Raw genomic sequence first — 17,588 nt, 5'->3', positions numbered from 1 at the left:
GTGAGCTTCGATGAGAATCTGGAAAGTCTAAACGTCATTAAATTAGTAATGAAATCTACATTGAACAATAGATATTTTTTCATCTGTCACCTCATAAACTAAACGATGTTTTTCATCTATTCTTCGACTCCAAAATCCTGAAAGATTAGCTTTTAATGGCTCAGGCTTACCTGTTCCCTCAAAAGGAGTTCTTTGACATTCTTTAATTAAAGAGTTAATACGCTTAAGGACCTTTTTATCTTGTGTTTGCCAATAAATATATTCATCCCAAGAATTGCTAGTCCATTCGATATTTCTACTATTCATCCTCAATCAACTCTTTTTTAATCACTTGACCTGAACGCAATTGAGCAATCGACTCATTTAAATGATTAGTATTATTCGGTGAAGATAGCAGGTAAAGAGTTTCCATTAAACTATTATAATGGTCTTGCCCCATGACTACAGCATGACCACCTTCTTTTCTTGTAATAAATGCAACATCAGCATCATTAACTACTTTATCTAAAACCAATTTTAAATTATTACGAGCATCAGAATATGTAAATACATGCATATTTCATCTCCTATAGAATTAATATATTAAGAATTGTTGTTATTGTACAGTTTGTTGTACATATTTGCTATAAATACATTATTAAAAATAATCTTTATTATGCTAATAGCTATCCTGTAAATGAATATGGCTCATAAAATCAATTGGAATTGCTGATTGTCATCAACTATTATTTTTATATTTTATTGTTTTAATCAGAGCAATTATATTAGATGGAGGGAGGTTTCTATCAGTAATATAATGAAATATTTAAAAAAAGCGATCCGAAGATCGCTTTCAAATAGCTCTAAATCTTAACCAATCATTGCATGAGGATAGAAGCGAGATAAATCTTGTGTAATGATCTCTTTATCTTCACGGATACAAATACCTGCTGATTCATCGCCGACAACCCAGCTACCAACCAATGTTGTGTTATTTTCAAATTTTGGCAATGGATAATAAGCCTGAACAATATAGCCTTCTTCACCATAAGGACCATCAATTTCAGAAATCACAGAGCCACGATCCACGATAGAAATATTCGCACCTTCACGAGAGAAGAGGGGTTTTTTCACATAAGTGGATAGGTTGCTTGCTTTGCTATCTTCTGCAAAGTAACTTTCCAAAAGGTTTGGATGATTAGGGAACATTGACCATAATAATGGCAAAATCGCTTTATTGGATAAAATGCTCTTCCAGCCTGGCTCAATCCACAATGTTTTGCGGCTGTCCAAATAGTTTGCAAACTCTTCACGGAACATGAATTCCCAAGGATACAATTTAAAAATTGTACGAATGAGATCATCGTTCACATCTGTGAATTGACCATTTTCAGTGATGCCAATATCTTCGATGAATAAGAAATCATTTGCTAAGTCTGCATCTAGCGCACAATCTTGTAGATATTGAATCGTACCGCGATCTTCTTCAGTATCCGAACAGCATGCAAAATGCAGTTTAGAAATACCATGCCATTCTTTAAAATAGGCAAAGCGTTCGATCAGCTTTTCTTGAATGCTATTGAATTGATCAGCACCTTGTGGCAAATGACCATTTTCAATTTGATCTTCTAACCAAATCCATTGAAAGAATGCACTTTCATATAAAGAAGTTGGTGTATCTGCATTGTATTCGAGCATTTTGGGCGGCGCTTTACCATCATATGCAAAGTCAAAACGACCATACAAAGAAGGTTCTTTTTTATGCCATGAATCTGCAACAAATCCCCAAACATTTTCAGGAATGCGGAATTTTTGTAACAAAGCTTCATTATTGACAACAAGATCAACTGCTTCCAATGACATTTGATGCAATTCATTGGTGGTCGATTCTAATTCATCAATCTCACGCTCTGTGAACTCGTAATAATAATCTTCACTCCAATACGGTTCATCGTACATTGTGTGAAAATAAAAGCCGTATTCCACGGCTTTTTCCTGCCAATCGGCTCTTGGTGTAATTGCAACTCTTTTCATCTAAAAATTAACCACCATAAGATGTTGAACGGCTTGATGAACCTGATGTTGCAGAACGCTGAGTGCTTTGCTTTTGTGACGCTGCAATCCGTTGCTGTGCAGCCATTTTACCAAATCCGCCACGTTGCATTGTGCCTGCTGGTTTAGATTTAATATCACTTTTTGGTACAGTGACTGTACGGCCAGATTGTGCAGCGCCATAACTTTTACCTGAACTATCATAAAAGTTAGTAGGGCGACCATTCGCATCTTTTGGTGAATAAACAGGTTTGTGCGCCATGTTGTTGCCGCCCATTCCACCCATTAATTTACCCATCATAAAACCTGCTAATAATGGCATAAAGAAGCTACCGCTAGAAGCTTGCTGCATAGATTGCTCTGCATTGGCAACAGATGTGCCAGTTGCAGCTGCGGCTTCAACAGATTGGCAGTTTTCTGCGCCAAAATCTGCTGTACATTCTTCGATAGATGCATATTTTGGTGCTGTTTCGATGGCTTCTTTGATGGCACCTTCATAAACAGCATTACATTCTGCAACCATGTTTGGATTGTTACTGATACAATCTTGAACATCTGCATAGATGGTCAACTGTTCTGTATCTTCGCTACCACCGCAAGCGACAACGCCAAATGCTACAAAGAGCGATAAGGCGATTGGCTTGAGTTTAAAGTTTTTACGAAAGGTAAATTTGTTAATGGAACGTGTTCTTTTTAGCATACTTAAATAATTGTCCTAAATTTAAAGATAATTGATTAAAAAGTTAAAACTTGATCATTCTCTTCTGTCATACGAACGGCTTTCATCATTGATGTAATCTCTGTACGTTGTGCTCTTTCGTGAAGTTTTCTGAATTGTAAGCAAGTGCTGCATGAATAAATCTTACCGCTGCCTTCGATGAATTTATCTAACTGATCTGAAACATTAAAAAACTCGTGATCCATGAATTCACATTCAACGCCAGCACTCATTAAAAATGCAGTCACTTCATGATCCATTTCTAAAGCAGTATTCATATAACGAAAGGCATTCCAAGCTTTTTCCACTTCACTGGTTGTGATAATAACACCGATTTTCATATTGCACTCCTTAGTTATTTATAGCTGTTAATATTAATTTTCTGTTGCAACAACGGGTTGATCAATCTGTTTGATCACTTGATAAAAATTCACAGGTGTTTGCGCACCAGCCACAGCATCTTGACGATTGAAAACGAAGAAAGGCACGCTTTTGATTTCAAAAGCTTGTGCTTCAACTTTATCTACTGTCATCGCTTGGCTGATTGTCATATCAGTTAAAATTTCTGGTAATGTGATACCAGTAATATTTAATTCTGTCATAAATGATGATAATACTTGATCATCCGCAATATTCAAACCATCTTCAAAATATGCTTTAAAAATACGCATCGCTAAAGTACGAGTTTTCTCTGGCTGATTGTTTTGAACCCAAGTGATTAAGCGATGTGCGATGGATGTACTCACAGCAACTGCTTTATCAAAGTTTAATGTTAAACCAGCTTCTTTAGCAATTTTACTCGCATTTTCTGTCATAGCTTGTGCGCGATCTAAAGGCACATCATATTTATCTGCCAACACTTCATAATAGGAACGATCATTGGTAAAAGGCGCATCTGGTGCTAATTCATATGATTTAAAAATCAATTGTTCAGAATGGTTCATCTCATCATTGAATGCATCCATTGCGAGATAAAAATTGTGAACGCCGATATAACAAAACGGGCAAGAAAAATCTGACCAAACTTCAACTTTCATAATGTTTCCTTTGTGTGACTTTAAGGATTAGTATATTAACAGAGAAAAACAAACTATCATTTAGATTTTAGAGTACATTAGCATTATTTGAAGGTAAAAATATGACGCAACTGAGATTATTGATTTCTGAAAGTGTAGATCCTTGGTTTAACCTTGCGGTTGAAGAGACGATTTTTAGCGCTATGGATCCGAACCAAAAGGTTCTATTTTTGTGGAGAAATGATAGTACAGTTGTGATTGGTCGTGCTCAGAACCCTTGGAAAGAGTGTAATACTCGTAAAATGGATGATGATCATGTGAAATTAGCACGTCGTCATAGCGGCGGCGGTGCAGTATTTCATGATTTGGGTAATACGAATTTTACCTTTATGGCAGGCAAGCCAGATTATAATAAAGATACATCCACGCAAATTATTATTGATGCTTTGCAATCATTAAATTTGAATGTAGAAGCTTCTGGACGTAATGATTTAGTCATTCATCGCGATGATGAAATTCGTAAAATTTCTGGTTCTGCGTATCGTGAAAAAGCAGATCGTGGCTTTCATCATGGCACATTATTGATCAATGTGGATTTTACACGTTTGGCCAATTATTTAAATCCTGATCCTAAAAAACTACAAGCGAAAGGCATTACTTCTGTGCGTTCTCGCGTGGCTAATTTAACGGAGTTATTACCAAGTATTTCCCATGCGGAAGTTTGTGGTGCAATCACGGAAGCATTCTTTGAATATTATGGTGAAAAAATAGAGCCTGAATTTATTTCAGAGATTAATCCACCAAAAATAGAAGGTTTTGCAGAGCGCTTTGTTGAGCAATCCAGTTGGGATTGGAATTTTGGCAAAGCTTTAGAATTCAATCATCATTTTGATGAGCGTTTTACTTGGGGCGGCGTTGAAGTTCAATTGATCGTGAAAGATGGTGCAATTATTGAATCGAAGATTTATAGCGATAGTTTATATTTGGATTCTTTAGAAGCATTGGAACAAGGATTGATTGGCATTCGTTATAAAGCAGTGGATATTCTTCATGTTTTTGATAATATTTTGAAAGAATATCCTGATGCAACAGATTCATTGAATGAATTAAGAGATTGGTTTGTTAAATCAATTCAGTGATTACATGATTAATTTTTTAATCGCCATTTCTATAGCCAATGTCTTTATCTATAATCACTGCATTATTATAATCTTTACGTTATATTATATAAATAGTTATTCGGTATTAATTCAGTATTAATTCAGTATTATCAATATAAAGAGGTAATATCATGTTGCATGAATGGAAAAATATTGCAGTTTTCTTTAATCATAGCGATGAAGGTCGATCTTTATTGGCTTTTGCAGCAGATGCAGCGGAGCGTTATAACGCAGAGTTAACAGCAATTTGTATTGATCGTTCCAATGATTTACGCCCTTATAATGCTTATGTTGTGGGCGCAGCAGCAAGGCAAGAGATTTTAGAGAAATATAAAACCGAGCAACAATCAGAAATGGATGATACAGAAAAGCTATTTCATGAGATTGTGAGTGAATATAAAATCGAAGCTAAATACCGCAGAATTGGTAAATATTTTTCTATGGATGAAATTGAGTCAGAATCATTCTATTGTGATGTGGTGATTTTAGGCTCACCAGAAACACGAATTTTGCCAGAAGGATTAACAGCGGAACAGATTTTATTAAAAATTGGCATTCCAACTGTTGTGATCCCTAAAGAATGGCATGCAAAATCTAATGAGAAAAATATCGTCATTGCTTGGAATGCAAGTCCTGTTGTACGAAAGGCTATTGTAGATGCTGTGCCAATCATTATGAAAGCAAATAGTGTTAGATTATTAGTGATAGATAATCCCAACTTAGACCATAAATCTGGACAGGAGATTCTAGATTATTTGAATGAGCAGGGCATAAAAACTGATATTCAGTATGTGAATTCATATGGTCGCTCGGTTGCAAAAACCATCATCGATCACGCAAAAGAATTAGATGCATGTTTAGTGATTATGGGCGCTTATAGCCGTTCACGCTTTACTGAAATGTTTTTGGGCGGCGTAACAAAAGAGCTATTTTTCAATGAAGTACCAATGCCATTGTTTATTTCTCGTTAAAATTAGATTGATTTGATTATTGTGGGGGTATTTATCATTTATACGGATTATGGAGCAATATTAAAACCCAACTTAATGGCTATTAAGCTGGGCTTGAATTTCATGGCGAGGCATTAATAACCTTGACTTGTGCCATCGGTTCTTGGATCTGTTGCACCAAATAAACCTTCATCTGTGCGCATGATGCTTTGAGTGCTGCCCATTACAGGCTCGACTTTTACTTCATGACCCATTTCTTTCAGACGATTAATAGTGTCAGGGCTGACAGTTTTTTCAACGCGGATATAATCAGGTAACCACTGATGATGAATACGTGGTGCAGTGCTCGCTTCAGCAATATTCATATCATATTCCATCGTATTCAGCAGGATTTGCAATACTGTTGTAATGATTCGGCTTCCACCAGGGCTACCTGTCACAACGAAAACATCACCATCTTTGGAGACAATTGTCGGTGACATAGATGACAATGGGCGTTTTTTCGGCGCGATCGCATTACTTTCACCACCGATTAAACCATAAACATTTGGCACGCCAGGTTTGCTTGAAAAATCATCCATTTCATTATTTAACAATATGCCAGTACCTTCAGCCACAATGCCTGAACCAAAATTAGTATTCAGTGTGTAAGTTACGGCAACTGCATTGCCAAACTGATCAACGACGGAATAATGTGTTGTTTGGGTTGACTCGTATGGTGCTAATGCGCCTGGCTTAATCATTGAAGATGGTGTGGCTTTATTGGGATCAATGGTTTGTGCAATATCTTTTGCATATTGTTTGCTGATCAGTTGTTGTACAGGCACGTCATTGAAATCAGGATCACCTAAATATTCAGAACGATCAGCGTAAGCACGCTTCATTGCTTCACTCATTAAATGATACGTTTGTGCACTGTTTGGGCCTGATGATTGTAGATCAAAATTTTCAAGGATATTGAGAATTTGCACAATATGAATACCACCTGAAGATGGCGGCGGCATGGAAATGATTTCATATTCTTGATATGTGCCTTGAATTGGTTTGCGCTCAACGACTTGATATTCTTTGAGGTCCTCCAACGTCATCAATCCGCCTTTTGCCATATGGGCGGCGATTTTTTGTGCAGTTTCACCTTCATAGAACTCTTTTGCACCATTGTCACGAATACGCATTAATGTATTGGCGAGATCTTTTTGAATTAATTGATCTCCTTCTTTAAGGACTTTACCATTAGCATCGAAGAAGATAACACGGCTACTAGCATGTGGGCCTAACGTATCCACGCCGTAATTTTTTAAAGTATTGCCAAGATTTAAGCTAATGGGAAAACCTTTTTCAGCTAATTGAATGGCAGGATTTAATACATCTGCATTGGTTTTAGTGCCATATTTATCTAAAGCATAAGATAAACCTGCCACTGTTCCAGGCACACCAGAGGCATTTAATGTGGTTAGTGATTCGTTAGGAATCACGTTGCCATTTTCATCGAGATACATATCTCTAAAAGCGGCTTTTGGTGCTACTTCACGGAAATCAATCGCTGTTGTTGTGCCATCTGCTAAATGAATTAACATAAAACCACCGCCACCAATATTACCAGCTTGTGGATGTGTAACGGCAAGGGCATAGCCGACAGCAACAGCAGCATCCACCGCGTTACCGCCTGACTTTAATACATCAATGCCTACTTGTGTTGCGAAAGGATCCTGAGATGAAACCATCCCTTGTTTTGCAAATACGGGATGAAAGGCTTCACCTTCCACACCGTAATTCACTTGCGCATAGGCAAAACTTGTCGCACTTAAAATGCTGATAGCGATCAAGGAACGTAGCGATTTAACCATACAACCTCCATTCAATTAGTTATCTTTTTTATTAATTTTTTACTCAAATTATTTTTAAAAACATTTAAAAATAACCATTTTGATCATACTGATGGCGAATAAAGTTGTATATATTTTCGTACCAATTTGTATAAAAAAAGCTCCACCAAACTGGAGATTTGGCAGAGCTGAAGGATAGTTCATGAATTTGTTGTTATTGTTTGTTTTAATTGTTCACTTATATTTTGGTCAGTGTTTTTTATCCACGAGGTTTTTGTTCTTATAAGCCGATTATGCCATTGTCAGTGCGTTGAATCACAACAGTAGAGGCGCGGGGGCGACCTTTTGCATTGTGATCAGGCCAGCTTGAGAACTGGTTTGGATTATTATGATCAGAATTTCCATCACCAGGTTCACCTGGATGCTGAATGTTGATGAACATTGTTTTGTTATCTGGTGTGAATGCAATACCAGTAACTTCTGCACCATTTGGACCTGTTAAGAAGCGCTTGAAGTAACCTTCTTCAGGATCAACCACCAACATTTGGTTGTTGCCCATGCCTTCATACTCTTTTTGATTCAAAGTAGAAGAAGAAACGTCCGTTTGAATCCATAACAAGCCATTGTGATCAAATTTCAAACCATCTGGGCTACCGAATAAGTCGCCGCGGTTATTGGCTAAGTGGTTACGATCTTGAGTTTTATCTTTACCTGCTAAAACTAAGATATCCCAATTGAAGTCTTTAGATGCAGAGTTACCATCTTTTTCATCCCAATGGATGATGTGACCAAATAAGTTATTGGCGCGAGGATTGGCTGCATCAATGTCAGGATAACCATCTTTACCACGGTTTTTATTGTTAGTTAATGTACAGTAAATAGAACCTGGTACTAATGGATTTGCAGAGATCCATTCAGGGCGGTCCATCTTAGTTGCATTAGCTAAATCAGCCGCTTTACGTGCATTGATGACAACGTCACCTTGGTTATTGAAGCCATTCGCTTTCGTTAAACCATTTTGGCCAAATACTAATGGAATCCATTCACCTGTACCATCTTCATTGAAGCGCGCCACATATAATGTACCGTCATCCAATAGTTTGCTGTTTGCTTTGCCTTTTGCTGGATCAAACTTACCATTGGATACAAATTTATAGATGTATTCAAAGCGTTGATCGTCTCCCATGTAAGCCACGACTTCGCCAGTAGAAGCAATCACAATTTCAGCGCCTTCATGTTTGAAGCGACCTAAAGCTGTGTGTTTAATTGGTTTAGATGTTGGATCTGTTGGATCAATTTCCACAACCCAGCCAAAACGATTAGGTTCATTGGGCGTTTTATCGACATTGAATCGATCATCAAATTCATTCCAGCGATAAACGCCATCATTGTTTGCAATGCCATAACGCTTTTCTAAATCATTAGGCGCAGCTTTTTTAACAAAAATATCAGACCAGTTTTCTTCACAGGTTAAATATGTGCCCCAAGGCGTTTCGCCATTTGCACAGTTTTGCATTGTACCGAATACAACTTCACCTTTTGGATCAGCGGCAGTTTTCATTAAATCATTGCCTTTTGCAGGGCCTTCAATCGCCATTTCTGTATAAGGCGTGATTCTACGTGCAAATTTAGAAGGGCGAACCACTTTCCATTCATTGCCATCTTTTTGTACTTCAATCACTGAAATACCCATTGCATTTTGGCTCTTGCGAACTTTATCCAATGACCAGTTTTGATCTCCATCTGTGAATAATAAGCCATTGTCCACATATTCATGGTTCATCACCAATAAGCCATTGGTGGATTTTGTTGCGTCTTTGATTGGGAAATAAGCCATGCCATCATGGTGCATACCTGCTTGAGCAGCTTGATCATCTGCTGTATTGGATGCATCTAATTTGAACTCAGGCATGTTGTTATTTAAGCCAACAGGATCACCCCAACGATAAAATACTTTAGCTTCATAGCCTTCAGGTACTACGATGTCATCTTTCGTAGAGAAAGGTACAGCTTTAAAGCGAATCAATTCATTTTTATCCAAAGGCTTATTTGCAGTTGCAGCAGGTGCAACTGCTTTTGCAATATTTGCCAATGGCAAACTGAATAAACCTAATAAACCAGCGCCCATGCCAGCTGTGCTTAACATTGTGCGACGAGATAGCGGCTTTTCTAAGATTTCAGAAAAAACAGGATTATCTGTTTGGTTGCTGATGTCTTCACCTTTATCATTTTTCAAATAAACGGCTTTAGGTCTTCCCATGATCATTATCTCCTACGATAAACTAAGTTGTGAATCTGATTGATGCAGAGAATACTGTAAATATGTGGCAGTTTTATGACAGAGCACTTTATAGGCAAATGAATCCTGAAAGCCGAGGGATAATTCATTATAATGATTGAATTTTATTGATTTGAATGCTTAAGCAAAAGGAATCTACCATGGATAAAGCGCCAAAACCTGTTGTTCTATGTATTTTAGATGGCTGGGGCTATCGCACAGATATGAAACACAATGCTGTGATGGCAGCTGAAACACCGAACTTTGAAGAGTTTAAAACTGTAGGTGCTTGTACATTGCTCAAAACATCTGGTTTAGCTGTAGGTTTACCTGATGGACAAATGGGTAACTCAGAAGTCGGTCACATTAATATCGGTGCAGGTCGCGTTGTTTATCAAGATTTAACTCGAATTTCAAAAGCATTTGAAGAGGGTGAATTTGCGAATAATCCTGTTGTTGTGAAAACTTTGAATGATTTAAAGGCAAGTGGTAAAGCATTGCATATTTTTGGTTTGTTATCAGATGGCGGCGTGCATGCAGATGAATCTCATATTCATGGTTTGATCAAAGTTGCTGCAGAAATGGGCTTAACAAAGATTTATCTACATGCATTCTTGGATGGTCGTGATACGCCACCGCGCTCGGCAGAAACTTACATTGACAGAGCTGAAGCGGTATTTGCAGATACAAAAGTCGGTCGCATTGCAACGATCATTGGTCGTTATTATGCAATGGATCGCGATAACCGTTGGGAGCGTGTTGAGCAAGCTTATGATTTATTGAGCCAAGGTCAAGGTGAATTTCATGCAAACTCTGCAATGGAAGGCTTAAAAGCTGCTTATGATCGCAATGAAAACGATGAATTCGTGAAAGCAACAGTGATCGGTGAAGCTGTTAAAATGGAAGATGGCGATGCTGTGATGTTCATGAACTTCCGTTCTGATCGTGCGCGTGAAATCACTTATCCATTCACAGAAGATGATTTTGAAGGCTTTGTCCCTAAATATCGTCCGAAATTATCCCATTATGTTTGTTTGACTCTGTATAAAGATACGATTCATGCAGAGATTGCATTTCCACCACAATCATTGGTGAATGGTTTGGGTGAAGTATTGGCGAAACATAATTTAACGCAATTGCGCTTGGCTGAAACTGAGAAATATCCTCATGTGACATTTTTCTTCAATGGTGGCCGAGAGCAAGTGTTTGAAGGCGAAGGACGTATTTTGGTGAATTCACCCAAAGTGGCGACTTATGATCTTCAACCAGAAATGAGCGCGCCAGAAGTTGCAGATAACTTAGTGGAAGCAATTTTATCTCAAAAATTTGATGTGATCATTTGTAACTTTGCAAATCCTGATATGGTTGGTCATACAGGCGTTTTTGATGCGATCGTAACAGCTGTAGAAACAGTGGATGATTGTATGGGCAGAGTTTATGATGCTGTATTGGAAGTGGGCGGAGAATTATTAGTGACAGCGGATCATGGTAATGCTGAATTAACATGGGATGATAAAACTAATCAGCCTCATACCGCGCATACAACTGGCCCTGTACCATTCATTTATTTAGGTCGTCCTGCTGTATTGTCGCCAGATGGTGCTTTGAAAGATATCGCGCCAACGATTTTGCATTTATTAGGTGTTGAACAACCAGCAGAAATGACAGGACATAACTTAATCCATTTCAAATAATTACGATTAATAAACGGAGAAATTCAGGATGAGAAAGGTTCAGAAATCCTTACTAACCATTGCGCTGTTGTCTTTGGTTTCTTTTGCCAATAGCGAAAGTATGGCATTGACGATTGATCAGCCTAAAGTCACAGTGCCAGTGATTGGCGCAGAGACTATGGATGAAGCTGCTGTAGAAAACTTACCTGTGCAGCAATTGTTATTATTCGTCAATGTATTTGAGCAGCTGCGTGCCAATTATGTGGAAGATGTGACAGAGGAAACGTTAGTGAACAATGCCATTAAGGGCATGTTAAGTGGTTTGGATCCTCATTCTGAATTTTATGATGCTGAATCTTATAAGCGCGTACAAGAGGTGACAACAGGATCTTTTGCAGGTTTAGGTGTTGAGGTCGTGAGCGAAGATGGTTTAATTCGCATTATTGCGCCGATGGATGGTTCACCTGCAAAAAAAGCAGGAATTAAAGCGGGTGATTTAATCATTAAGATTGATTCGACTGCTGTGCAATCTATTGATGTCGCAAAAGCTGTGGATATGCTGAAGGGTGATCCTGGCACTGAAGTTGTATTGACGATCATTCGTGAGAGTGAGCGTTCGCCATTAACAATTCCTGTCGTGCGTGATGTGATTAAAACTGAAAGCATTAAAAGTGAGTTAATTGATAATGAGTTTGGTTATATTCGTTTGAGTCAATTCCAAGAGCGTTCAGCAGAAGAGATGAAAAATGCCATCATGGAGTTGAATAAACAAGCCAGTGCTAAGAAGTCAGCAGTGAAAGGTTTGATTTTGGATCTGCGTAATAATCCAGGTGGTGTTTTAGATCAAGCCGTTGAGATTTCTGATCTATTTTTAGAATCAGGATTGATCGTTTATACGCAAGGTCGTGATCCTGCTTCTCGCATCGATTTTGTGGCAAATCCTGGTGATGTTTTGGCAGGTGCACCATTAGTTGTGTTGATCAATGGTGGTTCAGCATCGGCTTCTGAAATTGTGGCTGGGGCGATTCAAGATCAGCGCCGTGGCGTTGTTGCAGGTGAAAAGAGTTTTGGTAAAGGCTCTGTGCAATCAGTTGTGAATTTGGCTGAAGGTCAAGGCATGAAATATACAACGGCATTGTATTACACGCCAGAAGGTCGCTCGATTCAAGGTGAAGGCATTTCACCCAATATTGAGTTATTGTCTTTAAATGTGGACTCAGAGAAAAATTCTAGTTTCATTCGTGAAGAGAATTTAGCAAAGCATTTGAATAAAGGTTCAGATACTGAGCAAACCATTACAACTTTTTCGCAATCTGCAAAAGCACGTGATTTGGCTGTTTCTGATAATCAATTGTATGAAGCATTGAATTTATTGAAAAGTTTGATTTTTGTGAAAGATAACCCCATTCAATAATTAATATCAATCATTACCATTTGATCACTCCCTTCATTGGGAGTGTTCTTTTTGAGAGTAAGCATGGAAAATATTACGGTTCAAGGTGCACGCACGCACAATTTAAAAAATATCAGTTTAACCTTACCTCGCAATAAACTCATTGTGATTACAGGGTTATCAGGTTCTGGTAAATCTTCTTTGGCATTTGATACTTTGTATGCTGAAGGACAAAGACGTTACGTTGAATCGTTATCCGCTTATGCTCGCCAATTCTTATCGATGATGGATAAACCAGATGTGGATCACATTGAAGGTTTATCGCCAGCGATTTCAATTGAACAGAAATCAACTTCCCATAATCCACGTTCTACCGTGGGAACAGTGACAGAAATTTATGATTATTTGCGCCTATTATTTGCGCGAATTGGTACACCTCATTGCCCAACTCATCATTTAGCTTTGCATGCACAAACTGTGAGCCAAATGGTGGATCAAGTTTTGAATCTGCCTGAAGATTCTCGCATCATGTTATTAGCGCCTGTGATCCGTGATCGCAAAGGTGAACATGTTAAATTAATCGAAGGCTTAAAATCACAAGGTTATTTGCGCATTAGAATTGATGGCGAAGTTTATGAAATCGATGAGTTACCTGAAATTAATCCTAAGCAAAAGCATAGCATTGAAGTGGTGATTGATCGCTTTAAAGTGCGCCCTGATATTGCACAGCGCTTGGCTGAATCGATGGAAACAGCGTTAACATTATCATCAGGTTTAGTTTATGCGGTGGATATGAATGATCCATCCATCATGCTCCAATTCTCTGCAAACTATGCTTGCCCAGAATGTGGATTTTCATTGCCTGAGTTAGAGCCAAGATTATTCTCATTCAATAATCCAACGGGCGCTTGTCCATCGTGCGATGGTTTAGGTGTGAGCCAATTTTTTGATCCCACAAAAGTGATCACGAGTGATGAATTATCTTTAGCAACTGGCGCTGTGCGTGGTTGGGATAAAAAAGCTTTTTATTACTATTCAATGATATTGTCATTGGCAAAGCATTATAAATTCGATCCTGAAGTACCATTCAGAGAATTGCCTGAAAATATTCAGAATGTTGTATTAAATGGCAGTGGTAAAGAAGAAATCGACTTTGAATATTATGGCTCTAATGGCAAAGTTGTTAAAAGAACACATGCATTTGAAGGAATTTTACCGAATTTAGATCGCCGTTATCACGAAACAGATTCGCAAAGTATGCGTGAAGAGTTGGCAAAATATTTAACATCTTGCCCTTGTGCAGCATGTAAAGGTGCGCGTTTAAATGAGTCTGCGCGCAATGTATTGATCCATGATCATGCCATTAATCAAGTAACATCCATGTCCATTGATGATGCTTTGAATTGGTCATCTACTTTGACATTAACAGGCGCAAAAGCTGAAATTGCTGATAAAATTTTGAAAGAAATTAACGAGCGATTAGGTTTCTTGGTGAATGTTGGTTTGGATTATTTGAATCTATCTCGCTCAGCGGAAACATTATCGGGTGGTGAAGCACAGCGTATTCGCTTGGCATCACAAATCGGTGCAGGTTTAGTGGGCGTAATGTATGTATTGGATGAACCTTCGATCGGCTTGCATCAACGTGATAATGAACGCTTATTAAAAACTTTGATTCATTTACGTGATTTAGGTAACACTGTGATTGTGGTTGAACATGATGAAGATGCCATTCGTGCAGCCGATTATGTTGTGGATATTGGCCCAGGCGCTGGCGTTCATGGCGGTGAAGTTGTGGCTAAAGGCAATGTGAAAGAGATCATGGCTGTACCTGAATCTTTAACAGGGCAATATTTATCGAAGAAAAAAGAGATTGCTGTGCCGAAAGAGCGCGCTCAAAATGATCCTGACAAGCAATTGTCCATCATTGGTGCAACAGGCAATAACTTAAAAGATGTGAGTGTGAATATTCCTGTGGGCTTATTAACATGTGTGACGGGCGTTTCAGGTTCAGGTAAATCTACTTTAGTGAATGATACGTTGTATCCGTTTACTGCCAATGCTCTAAATCGTGCCAGCCAAGAAGTTACACCCGTCAAAGAAATCACAGGTTTAGAACACATTGATAAAGTGATCAACATTGATCAAAGCCCAATTGGTAGAACGCCAAGATCGAACCCTGCAACTTATACAGGTTTATTTACACCAATTCGAGAACTCTTTGCAGGTACAGCAGAATCTCGTGCGCGTGGTTATACTGCGGGGAGATTCAGCTTTAACGTGAAAGGTGGACGCTGTGAAGCTTGCCAAGGTGATGGTTTAATTAAAGTTGAAATGCATTTCTTGCCAGATGTTTATGTATTATGTGATGTGTGTAAAGGTAAACGCTATAACCGCGAAACTTTGGACATTCAGTATAAAGGCAAAAATATCAGCGAAGTATTAGATATGACCGTGGAAGATGCATGTGAATTTTTCTCTGCAATTCCTGTGATTCATCGTCGATTATCTACCTTAATGGATGTGGGTTTAAGTTATATTACGCTTGGGCAAAATGCTACGACATTATCAGGCGGTGAAGCGCAGCGCGTGAAATTATCTCGTGAATTATCTAAACGCGATACTGGTAAAACTTTATACATTTTAGATGAGCCAACAACAGGTTTGCATTTCCATGACATTGCACAATTATTAACGGTGATTAATACTTTGCGTGATCAAGGCAATACTATTGTAATCATTGAGCATAATCTAGATGTGATTAAAACAGCTGATTGGATTGTTGATTTAGGTCCAGAAGGCGGTTATAAAGGAGGTATGATAATTGGTGAAGGAACGCCAGAAGATATCGCCAATAATCCGAAAAGCGCTACAGGACGTTTTTTAAAAGATTTTTTACCATAACATTGCCATTCAAATGGATAAAGAAGAGAAAATATGAAAAAATTCCCTATTACTAAACCAGCAATAAAAACAAAATACAGTGATTTGGTCGGACAAATTGAGATTGATTGGGAAGGTAGAATTGCAAGCCTTGCTGCATTATGCCGTGAACATAAGATTGATATGGATAAATATTATCTGATCGGTTTTGGTTTTGTGAGCTTTGAGCCTGAATACATTATGTGTAATGCAATTTTGATCGAAGGTGCGCAATACGGTAAAACATTTAATGAAATTGAAGATAATGTTGCGAAGCTGCGTAGTGTTGATGCCATTCAGAAAAATTTACGCATTCATTATGCGGAACTTGAGAAATACATTAAGCATATTAATGCGCTTGTATTCACTGATATTGGTGCAATGATCGGCGAGGTTAATATTATTGATAGTTTAGATGATCAAACATTTGATGATGATCTTCCTCAATATAGTCTATAAGGATCATAAACATGTCTCAAACAGTAGATATTGATTGGAAAAATTTAGGTTTTGATTACATTCAAACACCTTTTCGCTTTTTAGCAAAGCATGTGGATGGCGCTTGGCAGAAAGGTGAATTGACGGAAGATCCTAATCTTCATATTCACGAAGGTTCAACAGCCTTGCATTATGGTCAGCAATGTTTTGAAGGTATGAAAGCTTATCGTACAAAAGATGGTAGCATTCAATTATTCCGCCCATATGAAAATGCACGCAGAATGAATGACAGTGCCCGCCGTCTGCGTATGCCACAAATTCCTGAAGAGATGTTTGTGGAAGCGATCAAAGAAGTAGTACGTGCGAATGAAGCTTATGTGCCACCTTATGGTACAGGTGCTTCTTTGTATATTCGCCCATTGTATATTGGCGTGGGTGCAAATATTGGCGTAAGACCTGCGCCAGAATTTATTTTTACTGCATTTTGTATGCCAGTTGGGCCATATTTCAAAGGCGGTTTGGTGCCAACGAACTTTATCATTTCTGATTATGATCGTGCAGCGCCAATGGGCACAGGCGCATCTAAAGTTGGCGGTAACTATGCAGCGAGTTTATTGCCAGGTTACGAAGCGCATGAGCGTAATTTCTCAGATTGTATCTATTTAGATCCTGCAACTCATACGAAGATCGAAGAAGTGGGTTCTGCTAACTTCTTTGGTATCACAGCGGATAATAAGTTCATCACGCCAATTTCTCCATCCATTTTGCCAAGTATTACTAAATATTCTTTATTGCATATTGCGAAAGAGCGTTTAGGTATGGAAGCAATTGAAGGTGATGTTTATTTATCAGAGTTGGATCAATTTGTGGAAGCTGGCGCATGTGGTACAGCAGCTGTCATCTCTCCAATTGGTGGCATTCAAACGCAAGATAAATTCCACGTGTTCTACAGTGAAACAGAAGTTGGTCCAATCACAACGAAGCTTTATAACGAGTTAGTTGGCATTCAATTTGGTGATATTGAAGCGCCAGAAGGCTGGATTGTTAAGGTTTAATGCTTAAATATAACTTTAAGTTATAATAAATCCCGATCATGAAAACCGGCATATTTGTCGGTTTTTTGTTATTTACCAATATCCTTTTAGATATAAATAGTATAATTATAAAGCGCTGTATTTATAAA

The 17,588-nt window shown here is 38.2% G+C and carries 15 protein-coding genes; 7 read left to right on the top strand and 8 right to left on the bottom strand.

The window, feature by feature from the left end; genetic code table 11:
• Positions 1–42: 42 nt before the first annotated feature.
• From ACA100_RS09085 to ACA100_RS09060, 6 genes are all read right to left on the bottom strand, one after another.
• A complete protein-coding gene (locus ACA100_RS09085; protein WP_481077393.1) occupies positions 43–306 on the bottom strand; it encodes a Txe/YoeB family addiction module toxin in 264 nt (87 codons plus the stop codon).
• Positions 299–556, bottom strand: coding sequence for a type II toxin-antitoxin system Phd/YefM family antitoxin (locus tag ACA100_RS09080; RefSeq protein WP_481077392.1), 258 nt, complete (start codon positions 554–556; stop codon positions 299–301). The genes ACA100_RS09085 and ACA100_RS09080 overlap by 8 nt, the downstream gene beginning before the upstream one ends.
• A gap of 293 nt (positions 557–849) precedes the next feature.
• Positions 850–2,013, bottom strand: coding sequence for a glutathionylspermidine synthase family protein (locus tag ACA100_RS09075; protein WP_481077391.1), 1,164 nt, complete (start codon positions 2,011–2,013; stop codon positions 850–852).
• 7 nt (positions 2,014–2,020) lie between these two features.
• Entirely contained in the window at positions 2,021–2,731 is a 711-nt protein-coding gene (locus ACA100_RS09070) for a DUF1190 domain-containing protein (RefSeq protein WP_481077390.1), read from the bottom strand.
• Positions 2,732–2,766: 35 nt separating this feature from the next.
• Positions 2,767–3,090 (bottom strand): DsrE family protein, encoded by a 324-nt coding sequence (locus tag ACA100_RS09065; RefSeq protein ID WP_481077389.1) that lies wholly within the window; start codon positions 3,088–3,090, stop codon positions 2,767–2,769.
• A gap of 33 nt (positions 3,091–3,123) precedes the next feature.
• A complete protein-coding gene (locus tag ACA100_RS09060) occupies positions 3,124–3,786 on the bottom strand; it encodes a DsbA family oxidoreductase (protein ID WP_481077388.1) in 663 nt (220 codons plus the stop codon).
• 101 nt (positions 3,787–3,887) lie between these two features.
• Between ACA100_RS09060 and lplA the strand changes: the two genes are divergently transcribed.
• A complete protein-coding gene (gene lplA, locus ACA100_RS09055) occupies positions 3,888–4,904 on the top strand; it encodes a lipoate--protein ligase (RefSeq protein ID WP_481077387.1) in 1,017 nt (338 codons plus the stop codon).
• A 152-nt stretch (positions 4,905–5,056) separates the two neighbouring features.
• Positions 5,057–5,896: a universal stress protein gene (locus ACA100_RS09050; protein WP_481077386.1), complete on the top strand. Its 840-nt coding sequence runs from the start codon at positions 5,057–5,059 to the stop codon at positions 5,894–5,896.
• A gap of 113 nt (positions 5,897–6,009) precedes the next feature.
• Here ACA100_RS09050 and ggt read toward each other — a convergent pair whose 3' ends face one another.
• Positions 6,010–7,722: a gamma-glutamyltransferase gene (gene ggt / locus ACA100_RS09045; RefSeq protein ID WP_481077385.1), complete on the bottom strand. Its 1,713-nt coding sequence runs from the start codon at positions 7,720–7,722 to the stop codon at positions 6,010–6,012.
• Between the two features lie 259 nt (positions 7,723–7,981).
• Positions 7,982–9,961, bottom strand: a complete 1,980-nt coding sequence (locus ACA100_RS09040; RefSeq protein ID WP_481077384.1) for a PhoX family protein — start codon at positions 9,959–9,961, stop codon at positions 7,982–7,984.
• A gap of 179 nt (positions 9,962–10,140) precedes the next feature.
• Here ACA100_RS09040 and gpmI point away from each other — a divergent pair, with 179 nt between their 5' ends.
• The 5 genes from gpmI to ACA100_RS09015 all read left to right on the top strand — a co-directional run bounded on the left by gpmI (position 10,141) and on the right by ACA100_RS09015 (position 17,460).
• On the top strand, positions 10,141–11,673 hold the full coding sequence (gpmI, locus tag ACA100_RS09035) for a 2,3-bisphosphoglycerate-independent phosphoglycerate mutase (protein ID WP_481077383.1): 1,533 nt from the start codon (positions 10,141–10,143) through the stop codon (positions 11,671–11,673).
• A 28-nt stretch (positions 11,674–11,701) separates the two neighbouring features.
• Positions 11,702–13,066: a S41 family peptidase gene (locus ACA100_RS09030; RefSeq protein WP_481077382.1), complete on the top strand. Its 1,365-nt coding sequence runs from the start codon at positions 11,702–11,704 to the stop codon at positions 13,064–13,066.
• 63 nt (positions 13,067–13,129) lie between these two features.
• A complete protein-coding gene (gene uvrA / locus ACA100_RS09025) occupies positions 13,130–15,949 on the top strand; it encodes an excinuclease ABC subunit UvrA (RefSeq protein WP_481077381.1) in 2,820 nt (939 codons plus the stop codon).
• A gap of 33 nt (positions 15,950–15,982) precedes the next feature.
• Positions 15,983–16,426, top strand: a complete 444-nt coding sequence (locus ACA100_RS09020) for a hypothetical protein (RefSeq protein WP_481077380.1) — start codon at positions 15,983–15,985, stop codon at positions 16,424–16,426.
• 11 nt (positions 16,427–16,437) lie between these two features.
• Positions 16,438–17,460, top strand: coding sequence for a branched-chain amino acid aminotransferase (locus tag ACA100_RS09015; protein ID WP_481077379.1), 1,023 nt, complete (start codon positions 16,438–16,440; stop codon positions 17,458–17,460).
• Positions 17,461–17,588: the final 128 nt, after the last annotated feature.

The organism is Wohlfahrtiimonas sp. XWW7, from assembly GCF_056716055.1.
The sequence above is the reverse complement of the archived record's forward strand: the minus strand, read 5'-3'. Positions and strand labels throughout refer to the sequence as shown.

What these genes read in the sequence shown, in the direction of transcription:
- gpmI (WP_481077383.1), top strand. Translation starts at nt 10,141, where the DNA reads ATGGATAAAGCGCCAAAACCTGTTGTTCTATGTATTTTAGATGGCTGG.
- ggt (WP_481077385.1), bottom strand. Translation starts at nt 7,722, where the DNA reads ATGGTTAAATCGCTACGTTCCTTGATCGCTATCAGCATTTTAAGTGCG.
- ACA100_RS09060 (WP_481077388.1), bottom strand. Translation starts at nt 3,786, where the DNA reads ATGAAAGTTGAAGTTTGGTCAGATTTTTCTTGCCCGTTTTGTTATATC.
- lplA (WP_481077387.1), top strand. Translation starts at nt 3,888, where the DNA reads ATGACGCAACTGAGATTATTGATTTCTGAAAGTGTAGATCCTTGGTTT.
- ACA100_RS09020 (WP_481077380.1), top strand. Translation starts at nt 15,983, where the DNA reads ATGAAAAAATTCCCTATTACTAAACCAGCAATAAAAACAAAATACAGT.
- uvrA (WP_481077381.1), top strand. Translation starts at nt 13,130, where the DNA reads ATGGAAAATATTACGGTTCAAGGTGCACGCACGCACAATTTAAAAAAT.
- ACA100_RS09075 (WP_481077391.1), bottom strand. Translation starts at nt 2,013, where the DNA reads ATGAAAAGAGTTGCAATTACACCAAGAGCCGATTGGCAGGAAAAAGCC.
- ACA100_RS09050 (WP_481077386.1), top strand. Translation starts at nt 5,057, where the DNA reads ATGTTGCATGAATGGAAAAATATTGCAGTTTTCTTTAATCATAGCGAT.
- ACA100_RS09080 (WP_481077392.1), bottom strand. Translation starts at nt 556, where the DNA reads ATGCATGTATTTACATATTCTGATGCTCGTAATAATTTAAAATTGGTT.
- ACA100_RS09015 (WP_481077379.1), top strand. Translation starts at nt 16,438, where the DNA reads ATGTCTCAAACAGTAGATATTGATTGGAAAAATTTAGGTTTTGATTAC.
- ACA100_RS09085 (WP_481077393.1), bottom strand. Translation starts at nt 306, where the DNA reads ATGAATAGTAGAAATATCGAATGGACTAGCAATTCTTGGGATGAATAT.
- ACA100_RS09070 (WP_481077390.1), bottom strand. Translation starts at nt 2,731, where the DNA reads ATGCTAAAAAGAACACGTTCCATTAACAAATTTACCTTTCGTAAAAAC.
- ACA100_RS09030 (WP_481077382.1), top strand. Translation starts at nt 11,702, where the DNA reads ATGAGAAAGGTTCAGAAATCCTTACTAACCATTGCGCTGTTGTCTTTG.
- ACA100_RS09040 (WP_481077384.1), bottom strand. Translation starts at nt 9,961, where the DNA reads ATGGGAAGACCTAAAGCCGTTTATTTGAAAAATGATAAAGGTGAAGAC.
- ACA100_RS09065 (WP_481077389.1), bottom strand. Translation starts at nt 3,090, where the DNA reads ATGAAAATCGGTGTTATTATCACAACCAGTGAAGTGGAAAAAGCTTGG.